Here is a 13,988-nt window from a genome sequence, read left to right on the forward strand (position 1 = left end):
TTCAGTTCATGGCGGCGTGACGCCCTGACGGGTCGACGCCGTCAGAGAATCATGATTAGAGTTGTAGCGCATGAACAAAGGATGAACAAATGTTTGCTGACATGATGCCTCGGTTTGAAGAGGCCTCGCAAAAATATGCCGCTGAAAACGGAATATTCCGCGACCCGGACTGGTACATGCTGAAGCTTCAGGAAGAGGTTGGCGAGGTCACACAGGCCTGGAATCGGCTGACAGGACGGGGGCGCATTAAGGGCAGGAGCAAAGAGGAGATGAAGCGGGATCTGGCCGATGAAGCCGCCGATCTGCTCGGCCATGTGCTGTTGCTGGCCCATTATAACGGTCTCGATATTGAAGGAGCAATCGAGCGTAAGTGGCGCTTTACGCCGTCAAAACCCTGAAGGCTCCAGCTTTTCCAACATGGCCGCCACCGCATGCAGGTCGCTTGCAACGGCAATGCACTTCTTCCGCATTTCCTCGGTCGGCGGCGCCACATCCGGCACCATGATCGTCATCATGCCCGCCGATGTCGCGGAGCGCACGCCTGAGTACGAATCCTCCAGCGCAAGGCAGCGGCCCGGATCGAGCGAAAGCCGTCGGGCTGCGGTGAGATAGGGCATGGGTGCGGGTTTCGGTTCGGTATAGTCGCCGCGTGCGACGATGGTGTCGAAACGTTTGAGAAGATCGTGAGGCCCGAGATGGCGCGTCACCGAATCGTGCCGCGACGAGGTGGCGATGGCGCGGCGGATATCGAGCCGGTCGAGCAGATCGAGAATGTCGATGACGCCCGGCTTCAGCGCCACGCCCTCCGCCATCAGCATGCCAAGATGCCGGAGCCAGGCGTCGCGGAAGCTGTCGATGGGAAAATCCGCACCATAGTCGGCAAAGATGGTGCCGGTGATGACGTCCCACGGGCTGCCGCAGACCTTCTGATAGGTCTCGACCTTCATGCCATGGCCGCCTTCATCCGAGGCAGCCAGAAATGAATCGCGATAGAGCCTCTCGCTCTCGATCAGCAATCCGTCCATGTCGAAAACCACGGCCTGCGGAAGAAAAGGCAGCATGGCTTAACCGAACCGGAAGGGGCGTTCGCCGAGGCTCTCGAACGGGCGGATCAGATAACCGTCCGGATCGGCGACGATGAATTGCCGGTTGCCCACTTCGACCGTGCCGCGCCTGTACCATTTTTCCTCCAGCGGCATGACGAGGTCGATGGAGGATCGCTCCAGCCGGGAGAGAATGGGTTGCAGGGAAGGGACGGCAAGTTGCAGGTTCATGCCGCGGCCGAGCGGAAATTCGAGCGCGGCATTGTCCGTCACGAATGTCCGGGTCGCGCCGATCTGGTCGATCATCAGCTGGGCATCCCCCAGCGCCAGATAGGTGAAACCCTCCTCGGGGCGCTCATAGACCACGTGAAAACCGATCAGGTCGCAATAAAAGGCGCGGCTTTTCTGCCAGTCGCTGACGGCGAGTTCAGGAACGAGGGCATTTCGTATGATGGTCATGGTCTCCTTTGCCGCGCAGGCCCGGGTTGGGAGGAGGGGCCTGCCATGAGGGATGATCTTACCGTCTTACCGGCCGCATGCCAGAGGAAACCTCATCATGGCAGCCATGTGTGGGGTTCTGGGCTGCCAGCGCGGCAACGCTGCGGGTGAGGACTGTCACGACAGGTTCGACGTCTCCCACGACCGCCCATGCACCGCGGAACTAAGCCTTCGTACCGCCGACGGTGATCTGGTCCATGCGCAGATGCGGCTGGCCGACGCCGACCGGCACCCATTGTCCGGCCTTGCCGCAATTGCCGATGCCCGTATCGAGCTTGGAATCGTTGCCGATCATCGAGACGCGCTTCATCGCATCCGGCCCGTTGCCGATCAGCATCGCGCCCTTTACCGGCGCGCCGATCCTGCCGTTTTCGATGAGGTAGGCCTCGGTGCAGCCGAACACGAATTTGCCGGAGGTGATATCCACCTGGCCGCCGCCGAAGGAAACGGCATAGATGCCCTTCTTCACGGAGGCGATGATCTCTTCCGGCGCCTTGTCGCCTGAAAGCATGTAGGTATTGGTCATGCGTGGCATCGGCACATAGGCGTAGCCCTGCCGGCGGCCGTTGCCGGTGGGCTTGGCGCCCATCAACCGGGCGTTCTGCCGGTCCTGCATGTAACCGACCAGCCTGCCGTTCTCGATCAGCACATTATAGCCGGAAGGCGTACCTTCATCGTCGATCGTCAGCGAGCCGCGGCGGCTGTCGATGGTGCCGTCATCCACGACGGTCACGCCGGGGGCGGCAACCATTTCGCCCATCAGGCCGGCGAAGGCCGAGGTTTTCTTGCGGTTGAAATCGCCTTCCAGACCGTGGCCCACCGCCTCGTGCAGCATCACGCCCGGCCAGCCGGAACCGAGCACCACATCCATGGTGCCGGCCGGCGCGTCGATGGCGGTGAGGTTGACGAGCGCCTGGCGCAGCGCTTCATCCGCACCGTGCTGCCAGTTTTCCGTGGTGATGAAATCGCTGAAGCCGACGCGGCCGCCAATGCCGTAGGAGCCGCTTTCCTGCCGGTCGCCTTCGCCCGCCACGACGGAAACATTGATGCGGGTCATCGGCCGGATATCGCTGACGCGATGGCCGTCGGCCCGCAGGATGTCCACCACCTGCCAGCTTGCGGAAATGGTCGCCGTCACCTGCCGGACCTTGTCGTCCTTATCGCGCAGATAGGCGTCGATATCGGTGAGGAGCTTCACCTTCTCCTCGAAGCTCGGGCTGCCGATAGGGTTCTCGTCGCCGTAGAGCTTCTTGTTGGTGCGCTGCGGTGCTGCGGCATAGGAGCCGGAATAACCTTTGGTCACCGCACCCACCGCATCGGAAGCACGTTTCAGCGCGCCCTGCGACAGCTCGCCCGCATGGGCATAGCCCACCGTTTCGCCGGCGACGGCGCGCAGGCCGAAACCCTGATCGGTGTTGAAGGAACCGCCCTTCAGCCGGCCATTATCGAAAGTCAGCGATTCGGCCTGGGCATGTTCGATGAAAAGCTCGCCATCGTCAGCGCCGGCGAGCGCCTCGCCGACGAGCTTGCGCAATTGCGTTTCGTCGCAATCGAAGAGTTTTACAAGATCGTCGGTCATGGGAGGCTCCAGTCATTATCGTTCAATGACCGATTTAGGCACTGGAGCGGACGGACGCAAGGCTGTCCGGCAATGGCAGGCTTTAAGGAAGCGCGTCGTAGCCCTCGGCAAAGCCGGAAAGCTCGATCGGAATACCCACGCGATCCTGATCCACGGCTTCGCGCAGCGCGAAAACCGCATTCTTGCCGGCGCGCAGAACCTTCAGCAGCTCGTCGTCAATATCCACTTCCACATAGCAGCCTTCGGAGAAGCAGCGGGTGAAATAGGCGCGGCCGATATTATTATTGTCGATATAAAGCTCCATGCCATCCTTCAAAAGAACGCCGAGCGGTGCGAGGATGCGCAGGATGCGCGACTTGCGGTCGGCCGTCTTCAGCACCACCACCGAAAGCCCCACTTCCGGGCGGTCATCGGCGATCACGTTCTGCATCAGCGCGCATTGTTCTTCGGACGCGCCCGCCGGCTTGTCGCAGATGACAGACCATGCTCCGTGCGTCGACTTCGGCGTGCCGGGCGGCTGCTGTTGCGCCAGCGCCGCAGCGGCGGGAGCGATGATGGCAAGACCGGCGGCGGCAAGAAAAGTGCGCGCGAGCGGGGAAAGACGCATGGATACCTCTGGGATTCGAATCAGTGCGGCTATTTTGACGCCATAATCCGGAAAAAAAAGCCTCAGGCCTTCAATTCCAGCGGAGTTGGGCGGAAATAGGACCTGTCTTGCGGTATGGGCGTCTGATTTGCCCGGCGCGACATTCATTATCCGGCGATCAAACTGGCGGCAAAACCGGCTGTGAGAAGGGACTTTGTCGCATTTGGGCTGTTTGAAACCGCGTTCGGCCGGTCCGGCGAGACATGAGGTGAGAGAAAGTCGCCGTGGATTGACCAATGGCAAAATTGGGGCGCATCCGTGTCCCGACGCATATTGCGGCAGAGGACAAACTGTGGTTTGAAGTTAGTACCATAAGCATGGATTCTGCGTCTGTGATTGATCTAGATCAGACGCGTGAGGGAGAGGGTACCGTGACGAATAGGATTTACGCAGCACTGGCGGGGATGACCTGTCTGCTCACGGCTGTCGGCGCCCACGCCGATCAGCCGGTGCATTGGCAAATGGGCATGCAGGAGGCCGCCACGCCGATCATGCACGAAATACGCTGGTTTGAACAATATACGCTCTGGTTCATTGTTCCGGTTACGCTTTTCGTTCTTGCGCTGCTCATCGTCGTCGCCCTGAAATTCCGCGCCGCGAAAAATCCGGTGGCTTCCAAGACCAGCCATAACACGGCGATCGAGGTGGTCTGGACGCTGGCGCCGGTTCTCATTCTTCTGTTCCTTGCTTTCCCGTCGTTCAATCTCTTGAACGCGCAGCTCACGCAGCCGGAAAACCCCGACGTGACGCTGAAGGCGACCGCCACGCAATGGCTGTGGAGCTATGAATATACGGCCGCCGAAGGCGCCGAGCCGGTTTCCTTCGACAGCTACATGCTGAAGGACCAGGATCGCGCCGCCGCGGGCAAGGAAGACAGGGCCCGCTATCCGCGTCTTCTGGCGGTAGACAATGAAATGGTCGTTCCGGTCGGCAAGACCGTTCGCCTGCTCGTCACCGCCGCACCGACGGATGTGATCCATTCCTTCGCCATGCCGGCTTTCGGCGTCAAGATCGACGCCGTTCCCGGCCGCCTGAACGAAACCTGGTTCAAGGCGGAAAAAGAGGGCCTTTATTACGGTCAGTGTTCCGAGCTTTGCGGCAAGGACCATGCCTTCATGCCAATCGCCATTCGGGTGGTTTCCGAACAGCAGTACAACACCTGGCTCACCGCCGCCGCTTCTGACCTGAGCGGCGCGAACCGGGCGCTGATGGCCTCTGTCGATGGCGCTCCGCGCACCGTCGACGTTGCCGCCAACGAAACCAACTGACTCTGGAGTGAGGACAATGGCTGGACCTTCCGCACACGACGATCATCACTCGCATGGTCATTCCGCACATGACGATCATTCGCATGATGCGCATCATTCCCATACGCCGGGCTTCTTCGCCCGCTGGTTCCTGTCGACCAACCACAAGGACATCGGCACTCTCTATCTGATCTTCGCGATCATCGCCGGCATCGTCGGCGGCGGGCTTTCCGTCGTCATGCGCATGGAGCTGCAGGAGCCGGGCATCCAGATTTTCCACGGTCTGGCGTCCATGGTTTACGGCTTCGAGGGTGACGCCGCCATCGATGGCGGCAAGCACATGTTCAACGTGTTCACCACCGCGCACGCGCTGATCATGATCTTCTTCATGGTCATGCCGGCGCTGATCGGCGGTTTCGCCAACTGGATGATCCCGATCATGATCGGCGCTCCGGACATGGCTTTCCCGCGCCTGAACAACATTTCCTTCTGGCTGATCGTTCCGGCTTTCATCCTTCTCATTCTCTCGCTCTTCGTCGAGGGCCCTGCGGGCGCCTACGGTGTCGGTGGCGGCTGGACCATGTATCCGCCTCTATCGACCAGCGGCATGCCGGGACCGGCGGTGGATCTGGCGATCTTCGCGCTGCACGTTTCGGGCGCGTCGTCGATCCTCGGTGCGATCAACTTCATCACCACCATCCTCAACATGCGCGCCCCGGGCATGACGCTGCACAAGATGCCGCTCTTCGCCTGGTCGGTCCTCGTCACCGCGTTCCTGCTGCTGCTTTCGCTGCCGGTTCTGGCAGGCGGCATCACCATGCTTCTGACCGACCGCAACTTCGGCACGGCATTCTTCTCGCCGGAAGGCGGCGGTGACCCGATCCTTTACCAGCACCTGTTCTGGTTCTTCGGCCATCCGGAAGTCTACATCCTGATCCTGCCGGGCTTCGGCATCATCAGCCACATCGTCTCCACCTTCTCCAAGAAGCCGGTCTTCGGTTACCTCGGCATGGCTTATGCCATGGTTGCCATCGGCGCCGTCGGCTTCATCGTCTGGGCCCACCACATGTACACGGTCGGCCTGTCGCTCGAAGCGCAGCGTTATTTCGTCTTCGCCACCATGGTCATAGCGGTGCCGACGGGTATCAAGATCTTCTCGTGGATCGCGACCATGTGGGGCGGTTCGCTGACCTTCTCGACCCCGATGGTCTGGGCGATCGGCTTCATCTTCCTGTTCACGGTCGGCGGCGTCACCGGCGTCCAGCTCGCCAATGCCGGTCTCGACCGTTCGCTGCACGATACCTATTACGTGGTGGCGCACTTCCACTACGTTCTGTCGCTCGGCGCGGTCTTCGCGATCTTTGCCGGCTGGTATTACTGGTTCCCGAAGATCACCGGCTACATGTACAGCGAGTTCCTCGGCAAGCTGCATTTCTGGGTCATGTTCGTGGGCGTGAACCTCGTGTTCTTCCCGCAGCACTTCCTCGGTCTTGCGGGCATGCCACGCCGCTACATCGATTATCCCGATGCCTATGCCGGCTGGAACATGGTATCCTCCTACGGTTCCTACATCTCGGCCGTCGGCGTGCTGATCTTCCTCTTCTGCGTCTGGGAAGCCTTCGCAAAGAAGCGGATCGCCGGCAACAACCCCTGGGGTGAAGGTGCGACGACGCTTGAATGGCAGCTGTCTTCGCCGCCGCCCTACCACCAGTGGGAACAGCTGCCGCGCATTCGCTGATGCGCGGGCCGGAAGGCGCGGGCAGGGCCTGCGAATTCCCGGCGCTGAAAATGAGGGACGGCGCGGTTCGGTCCGTGCCGTTTCCCGAACGGGCAGGCTCTCCTGCCGCGTGACATTTTGTCCAAGCGATGCCTGCCGTCCGACGTGATACATGCCCCGGACGTGATAAATGCCAAATCTGGCCTTTATGAAATGCAAGCGCAGACGAATGGCGGCAGGGTGCGGCGAAAAGCCGGAAAATGGCATCGGTTTTGCCCGGCGCCGCTCATGCCAGGACGTTCGGGACCCATGAATTGACGCATCGCGCATGCCGGAAATCACATTTTTTTCGGGCCGGTGCAGGGGACGTCGCTTCACGCGGCGTTCGAAGGAAACAGGACAGGAAATGAGCATTATCGACAATCGCGACATGCTGGGCGTGAAGGGCTCCGAACTTTCGGAAGCCGGCGCGCGCGATTATTTCGAATTGCTGAAGCCGCGCGTCATGTCGCTCGTCGTCTTCACGGCCTTTGCGGGTCTCGTGCTGGCGCCGGGTGAAATCAACCCGGTGCTCGGCATCATCGCCATTCTCTGCATCGCCGTTGGCGCGGGCGCATCCGGTGCGCTCAACATGTGGTACGATGCCGATATCGACGCCGTGATGAGCCGCACCGCCCGGCGGCCGATCCCGTCCGGCCGCATCGCGCCGCGCGAGGCGCTGGCCTTCGGGCTGACGCTGTCGGCCTTTTCGGTGGTCATTCTCGGCCTTGCGGTCAACTGGTTCTCCGCCGGCCTGCTCGCCTTCACCATCTTCTTTTACGCCGTCATCTATACGATGTGGCTGAAACGCTCGACGCCGCAGAACATCGTCATCGGCGGCGCGGCCGGCGCTTTCCCGCCCATGCTCGGCTGGGCCTGCGTCACCGGCGGCGTTTCGCTGGACAGCATCATCCTGTTCCTCATCATCTTCCTGTGGACACCGGCGCATTTCTGGGCGCTGGCGCTGTTCAAGATGCGCGATTACGGCGCCGTCGGCATTCCCATGATGCCGAACGTGGTCGGCGAACGCTCCACCAAGAACCAGATGATCGTTTATGCGGTGCTGACGGCGGCCGCGGCCGTTGCGCCTTATTTCACCGGCCTTGCGAGTGCCGGTTACGGCATTTTCGCCGCCGTTCTGAGCGCTATCTTCGTCTACTGTTCGCTCGATGTCCGGCGCATGCCTGAGGGCGACGAGAAGATGCTGCCGGCCAAGAAGATGTTCGCCTATTCGGTGCTTTACCTTTTTGCGATTTTCTCCGGCCTTCTGGCCGATCATTTCGCGCCGGCCCTGAAGGCCGTCATGTCGGGAGTCCTGTGATGGAAACGGTGGAACTGAGCGCGGCGCAGAAAAAATCGAGACGTGGGCGAAACATCGCGCTCGGCGTCCTGCTCGCCGGCCTGGTGGTGCTGTTCTACATCATCACCATCATCAAGATCGGCTCGCACTGACGCGCTGATTGAGGGGAGAGGAGGAGGAGGAGATGGCGAATATGGAAGCGCAGACGGCAGGCACCGGCAGGCAGCGGGTGAGCAATCGCTCCATCCTCGTGCTTTGTCTGGTGTTTTTTTGCGCCATGATCGGCATGGCCTATGCCGCCGTACCGCTTTATACGCTGTTCTGCCGTGTCACCGGCTATAACGGCACCACCCAGCGCGTCGAGCAATATTCCGACGTCATCCTCGACAAGACCATCAACGTCACCTTCGACGCCAATACGTCGAACGGCCTCAACTGGGATTTCCAGCCGGTCGACAAAAAGGTCATGCCGAAGATCGGCGAAACGGTGCAGGTGACGTTCAAGGCGACGAACCGTTCACCCGTGGCGACCACGGGCACGGCGGTCTTCAACGTCACGCCGATGGAAGCCGGCGCCTATTTCAACAAGGTGGAGTGCTTCTGCTTCACCGAAACGACGCTGCAGCCGGGTGAAACGCTGGAGATGCCGGTGGTGTTCTTCGTCGATCCTGACATCGCCACGGCGCGCGAGACCAAGAGCATTCATACTTTAACGCTGTCCTATACGTTTTATCCGGCCAAAACCGAAAAACCGGTTGCGTCCTTGCCGGTAAAGACTTCATCTGGCGAAAGCAAATTGTGAGAGGAGATCTGGCCTTTTATCGAAGGCCGGATCAGGGAAGAGACATTCGGGGATTGTCGCAATGGCAGATACGCATCAGAAGAACCACGACTACCACATTATCGATCCAAGCCCCTGGCCGCTTCTGGCCTCGATCGGCGCCTTCATCCTGACCTTCGGTGGCGTCTGTTACATGCGTTACCTGTCGGGCGGCTCCTTCAAGCTGTTCGGCGCGGAACTGGCCAATCCCTGGCTGTTCTATATCGGCCTCGTCATCGTGCTTTACACCATGTACGCATGGTGGTCCGACACGATCAAGGAAGCCCATGAGGGCAACCACACCCGCGTCGTCTCGCTTCACCTGCGTTACGGCATGATCATGTTCATCGCCTCGGAGGTGATGTTCTTCGTGGCGTGGTTCTGGGCCTATTTCGATGCCAGCCTCTTCCCGCACGAGGCAATTCAGGCGTCGCGCCTCGAATATACCGGCGGGCAATGGCCGCCCAAGGGCATCGAGGTGATCGATCCCTGGCACCTGCCGCTCTATAACACCGTCATCCTGCTTTTGTCGGGCACCTGCGTCACCTGGGCGCACCATGCCCTGCTGCACAATGACCGCAAGGGCCTGATCACCGGTCTGTTGCTCACCGTCGCGCTCGGCGTCCTGTTCTCCACCGTGCAGGTTTACGAATACATGCACGCGCCGTTCGACTTCAAGAATTCGATCTACGGCGCGACTTTCTTCATGGCCACCGGTTTTCACGGTTTCCACGTCTTCGTCGGCACGGTCTTCCTGCTGGTCTGCCTGTTCCGCGCCGTTGGCGGCGGTTTCACGCCCAAGCAGCATTTCGGTTTCGAGGCGGCTGCCTGGTACTGGCACTTCGTGGACGTCGTCTGGCTGTTCCTGTTCTTCGCCATCTATATCTGGGGTGGCTGGGGCGCGCCGCTGCACGGCTGATTGCGTCGGATAGAGGACTGGGTCCGCAGCAAGGCATCCTGTGGAGCGAGCAGGTGCCACGTGTTTCTTCTCCCCGCCGGGGAGAAGTCCGCGGCAGCGGGATGAGGGGGCTACGGTAGAGATATTCGGAGAGCTAGCCCCCTCATCCGACCCTTCGGGCCACCTTCTCCCCGGCGGGGAGAAGAAACAAGCAGCAAAGCCGAGCGACAGATGACTGCCTTGGTTTAGAAGCACGCTTCCAACAGGCTCGCTGTCGTCCTCGGGCTTTGGGCAACTTCGCGGGAGGTCGTCATGTCTGAACCATCAAACGGCAATTTCGCGCCGGTCGATCCCATCAAGGTGGGCTTGAAAGGCTGCTGCCCGCGTTGCGGCAACGGACGGCTGTTCGACGGCTTTCTGACCATAAAACCCGCCTGCAGCGCCTGCGGACTGGATTACGGTTTTGCCGATGCGGGCGATGGCCCGGCGGTTTTCGTCATGCTGATCGTCGGTTTTCTGGTCGTCGGGCTGGCGCTCTGGTTCGATCAGCGTTTTGCGCCGCCGGTCTGGGTGCATGTCATGCTGTGGTTGCCGTTTACGGTGATTGTCTCCCTCGTGCTGCTGCGCAAGCTGAAAGGGATCATGATTGCGCTGCAATACCGCAACAATGCAAGCGAAGGCAGGCTTGATCGTGAATGACGTTTCCCACATGAAGGCGGCGGAAAGGCGGGTCTGGTTCGCCGCGCCGCTGGTGCTGCTGGCGCTTGCCATTCTTCTCGGGCTCGGCACCTGGCAGGTGAAGCGTCTCTACTGGAAAGAGGCGCTGATTGCCGATATCGAGGAGCGGCGGAGCGCGAGCCCGGTGCCCCTCTCCGATATAGAGGCGATCGCGAAAAGCGGCGGCGATATCGAATACCGCACGGTCAGTCTTTCCGGCACCTTCGATCATGCCCGCGAGCGGCATTTCTTCGCCACCCATCAGGGGCAAACGGGCTATTACATCTATACGCCGCTGACACTCGCCGATGGCCGCATTCTCTTCGTCAATCGCGGATTCGTGCCCTTCGAGATGAAAGAACCGGCCAAACGGCCCAACGGGCAGGTTGCCGGTGAGGTGACGATCACCGGGCTTTCGCGCGCGCCGCTGGTTGCCAAACCGTCCTCGCTGCTGCCCGATAACGATATCGCCAAGAACATCTTCTACTGGAAGGATCTGGCGGCCATGGCCTCCAGCGCCGATATCCCGCCCGACCGGCTGGTCCACCTCTTCGTGGATGCTGACACCGCGCCTAACCCGGGCGGTTGGCCGCAGGGTGGCGTGACGCTGATAGATTTGCCCAACAATCACCTGCAATATGCGATAACGTGGTATGGGTTGGCGGCGGCCCTTGTCATCGTCGCCGGTTTTGCCTATTTCCGGAACGGTAAGGCGCAGGGTGAATAAAGCACAGCCCGTCCGGTAAGGCAGCTTGTCGGGCAAGGCCATGAAGCACGGCCCAAGGAGCAGGCCAAGGAGCTGGAATGAACATCGCCGTTTCCAAACCCCCTTTGACGATAAGGCTGTGCGGACCGCGCGGCTTTTGCGCGGGCGTGGACCGGGCGATCCAGATCGTCGTGCTGGCGCTGAAGGCCTATGGCGCACCCGTCTATGTCCGCCACGAAATCGTGCACAACCGTTATGTGGTGGAAGGGCTGGAAGCCAAGGGCGCGGTTTTCGTCGAGGAACTGCATGAAATTCCGGCCGAGCACCGCGAGCAGCCGGTGGTTTTCTCGGCCCACGGCGTGCCGAAATCCGTGCCGGAGGATGCGCAGGCGCGTAATCTGTTTTATCTCGATGCCACTTGCCCGCTGGTCTCCAAGGTCCACAAGCAGGCCATGCGCCACCAGCGCCTTGGCCGCCATGTGGTGCTGATTGGCCATGCCGGCCACCCCGAGGTCATCGGCACCATGGGCCAGCTTCCGGAAGGAACGGTTTCGCTGATCGAGACGGTGGAAGATGCCGGCCGTTACGAACCGGCGGACCGCGAAAATCTCGGCTTCGTCACCCAGACGACACTTTCGGTCGATGACACGGCCGGCGTCATCGCCAGGCTGCAGGAACGTTTCCCGGCCATTCAGGCGCCCGCCGCCGACAGCATCTGTTACGCAACCACCAACCGTCAGGATGCGGTGAAGCAGGCGGCCCCCGGTTGCGACCTCTTCATCGTCGTTGGCGCCCCCAATTCCTCCAATTCCAAGCGGCTTGTGGAAGTGGCGCTGCGGGCCGGTGCACAGCGCTCCGTGCTGGTGCAGCGGGCCTCGGAAATCGACTGGAATGAAATCGGCGATATTCGCACCGTCGGCCTTTCGGCCGGCGCATCCGCGCCGGAGGTCATCGTCGATGAGATCATCGAGGCCTTCAAGGCGCGTTTCGATACGACGCTCGATCTCGCCGTGACGGTCGAGGAAACGGAACATTTCCTCGTCAATCGCGAGCTACGCAGCATCGAGCTGACGACGGACGACATGGCTTTCGTGAACGGCAATGCCAATGATGCGCTGCCGCCGAAAACCGCCGCCGGCATCTGAAGCGGGATGGCGCTGAATGCGGGCGGTTTCCGTCCCACCTGCGTCATCTCCACCCGAGATTTCCACTCCATCCTTCATCAAGAGATTTGAAATTGGCAGTTTATACGGACATCACCGAAGATGATCTGAGGAATTTCCTCACGCAATATGACGTCGGCAGCCTCACCTCCTACAAGGGCATTGCCGAAGGCGTCGAAAACTCCAATTTCCTGCTGCATACCACCAAGGACCCGCTGATTCTCACGCTTTATGAAAAGCGCGTGGAGAAATCCGATCTGCCCTTCTTCCTCGGCCTCATGCAGCATCTGGCCGCCAAGGGCCTGTCCTGCCCCCTGCCGCTGCCGCGCAAGGATGGCGAGTTGCTGGGAGAGCTATCGGGCCGGCCGGCGGCGCTCATTTCCTTTCTCGAGGGCATGTGGCTGAGAAAGCCGGAAGCGAAACATTGCCGCGAAGTCGGCAAGGCGCTGGCCGCCATGCATCTGGCGGGTGAAGGCTTCGAAATTAAGCGGCCGAATGCGCTCTCCGTCGAAGGCTGGAAGGTGCTTTGGGACAAGTCCGAAGACCGCGCCGACGAGGTGGAGAAGGGCCTGAAAGACGAGATTCGCCCGGAAATCGATTATCTCGCCGCCCATTGGCCGAAAGATCTGCCGGCCGGCGTCATCCATGCGGATCTGTTCCAGGACAATGTGTTCTTCCTTGGCGATGAACTGTCCGGCCTGATCGATTTTTATTTCGCCTGCAACGACCTGCTGGCTTATGACGTGTCGATCTGCCTCAATGCCTGGTGCTTCGAAAAGGATGGCGCTTACAACGTCACCAAGGGCAAGGCGCTGCTGGAAGGTTACCAGTCGGTGCGCCCGCTGAGCGAAGCGGAGCTGGAGGCGCTGCCGCTTCTGGCGCGCGGTTCCGCGTTGCGTTTCTTCCTCACCCGCCTTTATGACTGGCTGACGACGCCGGAAGGCGCGCTGGTGGTCAAGAAGGACCCGCTGGAATATCTGCGCAAGCTGCGGTTCCACCGTTCCATCGCCACTGTCGCCGAATATGGGCTGGCGGGCGAATGAAACATGTCGACATTTTCACCGATGGCGCCTGCTCCGGCAATCCCGGTCCCGGCGGCTGGGGCGCCGTGCTGCGTTACGGTGAGGTGGAGAAGGAACTCTTGGGCGGCGAGGCCGAGACCACCAATAACCGCATGGAATTAATGGCGGCGATCTCGGCGCTCAATGCGCTGAAAAGCCCCTGCGAGGTCGATCTTTATACCGACAGCGCCTATGTGAAGGACGGCATCACCAAGTGGATTTTCGGCTGGAAAAAGAAGGGCTGGAAAACCGCCGATAACAAGCCGGTCAAGAATGTTGAACTATGGCAGGCGCTGGAAGCGGCGCAGCAGCGCCATAAGGTTACCCTGCACTGGGTCAAGGGCCATGCCGGCCACCCGGAAAACGAACGCGCCGACGAATTGGCGCGAAAGGGCATGGAGCCCTTCAAACGGCGGTAATGGAAGCCTGCTCTATTTCAGGCCGGGCAAATCCGAGCCGGCGGCCCCGTTATCGGGGGTTGTGAAAACCGAAACCCGACCTATCTTGTCGTCAAGGGGCGCTCCGGTAGCGCTCAACGGAGGAGAGAAATCCGG

At 60.7% G+C, this 13,988-nt stretch carries 16 protein-coding genes; 12 read left to right on the forward strand and 4 right to left on the reverse strand.

Going from position 1 to position 13,988, the window contains the following annotated elements:
- The first annotated feature begins 89 nt into the window (after nucleotides 1-89).
- Entirely contained in the window at nucleotides 90-398 is a 309-nt protein-coding gene (locus ACQZ40_RS08630) for a pyrophosphohydrolase domain-containing protein (protein WP_065654313.1), read from the forward strand.
- On the opposite strand, the gene ACQZ40_RS08635 is transcribed toward ACQZ40_RS08630, so the two are convergent.
- From ACQZ40_RS08635 to ACQZ40_RS08650, 4 genes are all read right to left on the reverse strand, one after another.
- The gene (locus ACQZ40_RS08635) at nucleotides 387-1,061 is read right to left on the reverse strand and encodes an HAD family hydrolase (protein ID WP_338810101.1); all 675 of its coding nucleotides are present in this window, start codon (nucleotides 1,059-1,061) and stop codon (nucleotides 387-389) included. The two genes, ACQZ40_RS08630 and ACQZ40_RS08635, sit on opposite strands and share 12 nt — an antisense overlap.
- Before the next feature lie 3 nt (nucleotides 1,062-1,064).
- Nucleotides 1,065-1,502: a bleomycin resistance protein gene (locus tag ACQZ40_RS08640; protein ID WP_003521098.1), complete on the reverse strand. Its 438-nt coding sequence runs from the start codon at nucleotides 1,500-1,502 to the stop codon at nucleotides 1,065-1,067.
- A gap of 202 nt (nucleotides 1,503-1,704) precedes the next feature.
- Nucleotides 1,705-3,120, reverse strand: coding sequence for a metalloprotease TldD (tldD, locus tag ACQZ40_RS08645; RefSeq protein WP_448747771.1), 1,416 nt, complete (start codon nucleotides 3,118-3,120; stop codon nucleotides 1,705-1,707).
- Between the two features lie 82 nt (nucleotides 3,121-3,202).
- On the reverse strand, nucleotides 3,203-3,727 hold the full coding sequence (locus ACQZ40_RS08650; protein ID WP_003521101.1) for an invasion associated locus B family protein: 525 nt from the start codon (nucleotides 3,725-3,727) through the stop codon (nucleotides 3,203-3,205).
- A gap of 443 nt (nucleotides 3,728-4,170) precedes the next feature.
- Here ACQZ40_RS08650 and coxB point away from each other — a divergent pair, with 443 nt between their 5' ends.
- From coxB to rnhA, 11 genes are all read left to right on the forward strand, one after another.
- On the forward strand, nucleotides 4,171-5,034 hold the full coding sequence (coxB, locus tag ACQZ40_RS08655; RefSeq protein ID WP_003521102.1) for a cytochrome c oxidase subunit II: 864 nt from the start codon (nucleotides 4,171-4,173) through the stop codon (nucleotides 5,032-5,034).
- Nucleotides 5,035-5,050: 16 nt separating this feature from the next.
- On the forward strand, nucleotides 5,051-6,751 hold the full coding sequence (gene ctaD, locus ACQZ40_RS08660; RefSeq protein WP_003521103.1) for a cytochrome c oxidase subunit I: 1,701 nt from the start codon (nucleotides 5,051-5,053) through the stop codon (nucleotides 6,749-6,751).
- A gap of 385 nt (nucleotides 6,752-7,136) precedes the next feature.
- Nucleotides 7,137-8,090: a heme o synthase gene (gene cyoE, locus ACQZ40_RS08665; protein ID WP_003521104.1), complete on the forward strand. Its 954-nt coding sequence runs from the start codon at nucleotides 7,137-7,139 to the stop codon at nucleotides 8,088-8,090.
- On the forward strand, nucleotides 8,090-8,221 hold the full coding sequence (locus ACQZ40_RS08670) for a hypothetical protein (RefSeq protein ID WP_003521105.1): 132 nt from the start codon (nucleotides 8,090-8,092) through the stop codon (nucleotides 8,219-8,221). The genes cyoE and ACQZ40_RS08670 overlap by 1 nt, the downstream gene beginning before the upstream one ends.
- Before the next feature lie 32 nt (nucleotides 8,222-8,253).
- Nucleotides 8,254-8,871 (forward strand): cytochrome c oxidase assembly protein, encoded by a 618-nt coding sequence (locus ACQZ40_RS08675; protein WP_065654310.1) that lies wholly within the window; start codon nucleotides 8,254-8,256, stop codon nucleotides 8,869-8,871.
- Nucleotides 8,872-8,932: 61 nt separating this feature from the next.
- The gene (locus ACQZ40_RS08680; RefSeq protein ID WP_003521107.1) at nucleotides 8,933-9,808 is read left to right on the forward strand and encodes a cytochrome c oxidase subunit 3; all 876 of its coding nucleotides are present in this window, start codon (nucleotides 8,933-8,935) and stop codon (nucleotides 9,806-9,808) included.
- Nucleotides 9,809-10,099: 291 nt separating this feature from the next.
- Nucleotides 10,100-10,486, forward strand: a complete 387-nt coding sequence (locus tag ACQZ40_RS08685) for a DUF983 domain-containing protein (protein ID WP_003521108.1) — start codon at nucleotides 10,100-10,102, stop codon at nucleotides 10,484-10,486.
- Between the two features lie 10 nt (nucleotides 10,487-10,496).
- A complete protein-coding gene (locus ACQZ40_RS08690; protein ID WP_065654834.1) occupies nucleotides 10,497-11,231 on the forward strand; it encodes an SURF1 family protein in 735 nt (244 codons plus the stop codon).
- A gap of 77 nt (nucleotides 11,232-11,308) precedes the next feature.
- Nucleotides 11,309-12,355, forward strand: coding sequence for a 4-hydroxy-3-methylbut-2-enyl diphosphate reductase (gene ispH, locus ACQZ40_RS08695; RefSeq protein ID WP_003521111.1), 1,047 nt, complete (start codon nucleotides 11,309-11,311; stop codon nucleotides 12,353-12,355).
- 92 nt (nucleotides 12,356-12,447) lie between these two features.
- On the forward strand, nucleotides 12,448-13,416 hold the full coding sequence (locus ACQZ40_RS08700) for a homoserine kinase (protein WP_065654309.1): 969 nt from the start codon (nucleotides 12,448-12,450) through the stop codon (nucleotides 13,414-13,416).
- Complete coding sequence (gene rnhA / locus ACQZ40_RS08705; protein ID WP_065654308.1) at nucleotides 13,413-13,853, forward strand: ribonuclease HI; 441 nt, start codon at nucleotides 13,413-13,415, stop codon at nucleotides 13,851-13,853. Before ACQZ40_RS08700 ends, rnhA begins: the two co-directional genes overlap by 4 nt.
- Nucleotides 13,854-13,988: the final 135 nt, after the last annotated feature.

Source organism: Agrobacterium sp. 16-172Ci, assembly GCF_053522725.1.

Excerpts from the sequence above, each read along its gene's own strand:
- ACQZ40_RS08635 (WP_338810101.1), bottom strand. The coding sequence starts at position 1,061 with ATGCTGCCTTTTCTTCCGCAGGCCGTGGTTTTCGACATGGACGGATTG.
- ctaD (WP_003521103.1), top strand. The coding sequence starts at position 5,051 with ATGGCTGGACCTTCCGCACACGACGATCATCACTCGCATGGTCATTCC.
- ACQZ40_RS08670 (WP_003521105.1), top strand. The coding sequence starts at position 8,090 with ATGGAAACGGTGGAACTGAGCGCGGCGCAGAAAAAATCGAGACGTGGG.
- ACQZ40_RS08650 (WP_003521101.1), bottom strand. The coding sequence starts at position 3,727 with ATGCGTCTTTCCCCGCTCGCGCGCACTTTTCTTGCCGCCGCCGGTCTT.
- ACQZ40_RS08690 (WP_065654834.1), top strand. The coding sequence starts at position 10,497 with ATGAAGGCGGCGGAAAGGCGGGTCTGGTTCGCCGCGCCGCTGGTGCTG.
- ACQZ40_RS08685 (WP_003521108.1), top strand. The coding sequence starts at position 10,100 with ATGTCTGAACCATCAAACGGCAATTTCGCGCCGGTCGATCCCATCAAG.
- tldD (WP_448747771.1), bottom strand. The coding sequence starts at position 3,120 with ATGACCGACGATCTTGTAAAACTCTTCGATTGCGACGAAACGCAATTG.
- ACQZ40_RS08680 (WP_003521107.1), top strand. The coding sequence starts at position 8,933 with ATGGCAGATACGCATCAGAAGAACCACGACTACCACATTATCGATCCA.
- cyoE (WP_003521104.1), top strand. The coding sequence starts at position 7,137 with ATGAGCATTATCGACAATCGCGACATGCTGGGCGTGAAGGGCTCCGAA.
- coxB (WP_003521102.1), top strand. The coding sequence starts at position 4,171 with ATGACCTGTCTGCTCACGGCTGTCGGCGCCCACGCCGATCAGCCGGTG.
- ACQZ40_RS08675 (WP_065654310.1), top strand. The coding sequence starts at position 8,254 with ATGGCGAATATGGAAGCGCAGACGGCAGGCACCGGCAGGCAGCGGGTG.
- ACQZ40_RS08640 (WP_003521098.1), bottom strand. The coding sequence starts at position 1,502 with ATGACCATCATACGAAATGCCCTCGTTCCTGAACTCGCCGTCAGCGAC.
- ispH (WP_003521111.1), top strand. The coding sequence starts at position 11,309 with ATGAACATCGCCGTTTCCAAACCCCCTTTGACGATAAGGCTGTGCGGA.
- rnhA (WP_065654308.1), top strand. The coding sequence starts at position 13,413 with ATGAAACATGTCGACATTTTCACCGATGGCGCCTGCTCCGGCAATCCC.
- ACQZ40_RS08630 (WP_065654313.1), top strand. The coding sequence starts at position 90 with ATGTTTGCTGACATGATGCCTCGGTTTGAAGAGGCCTCGCAAAAATAT.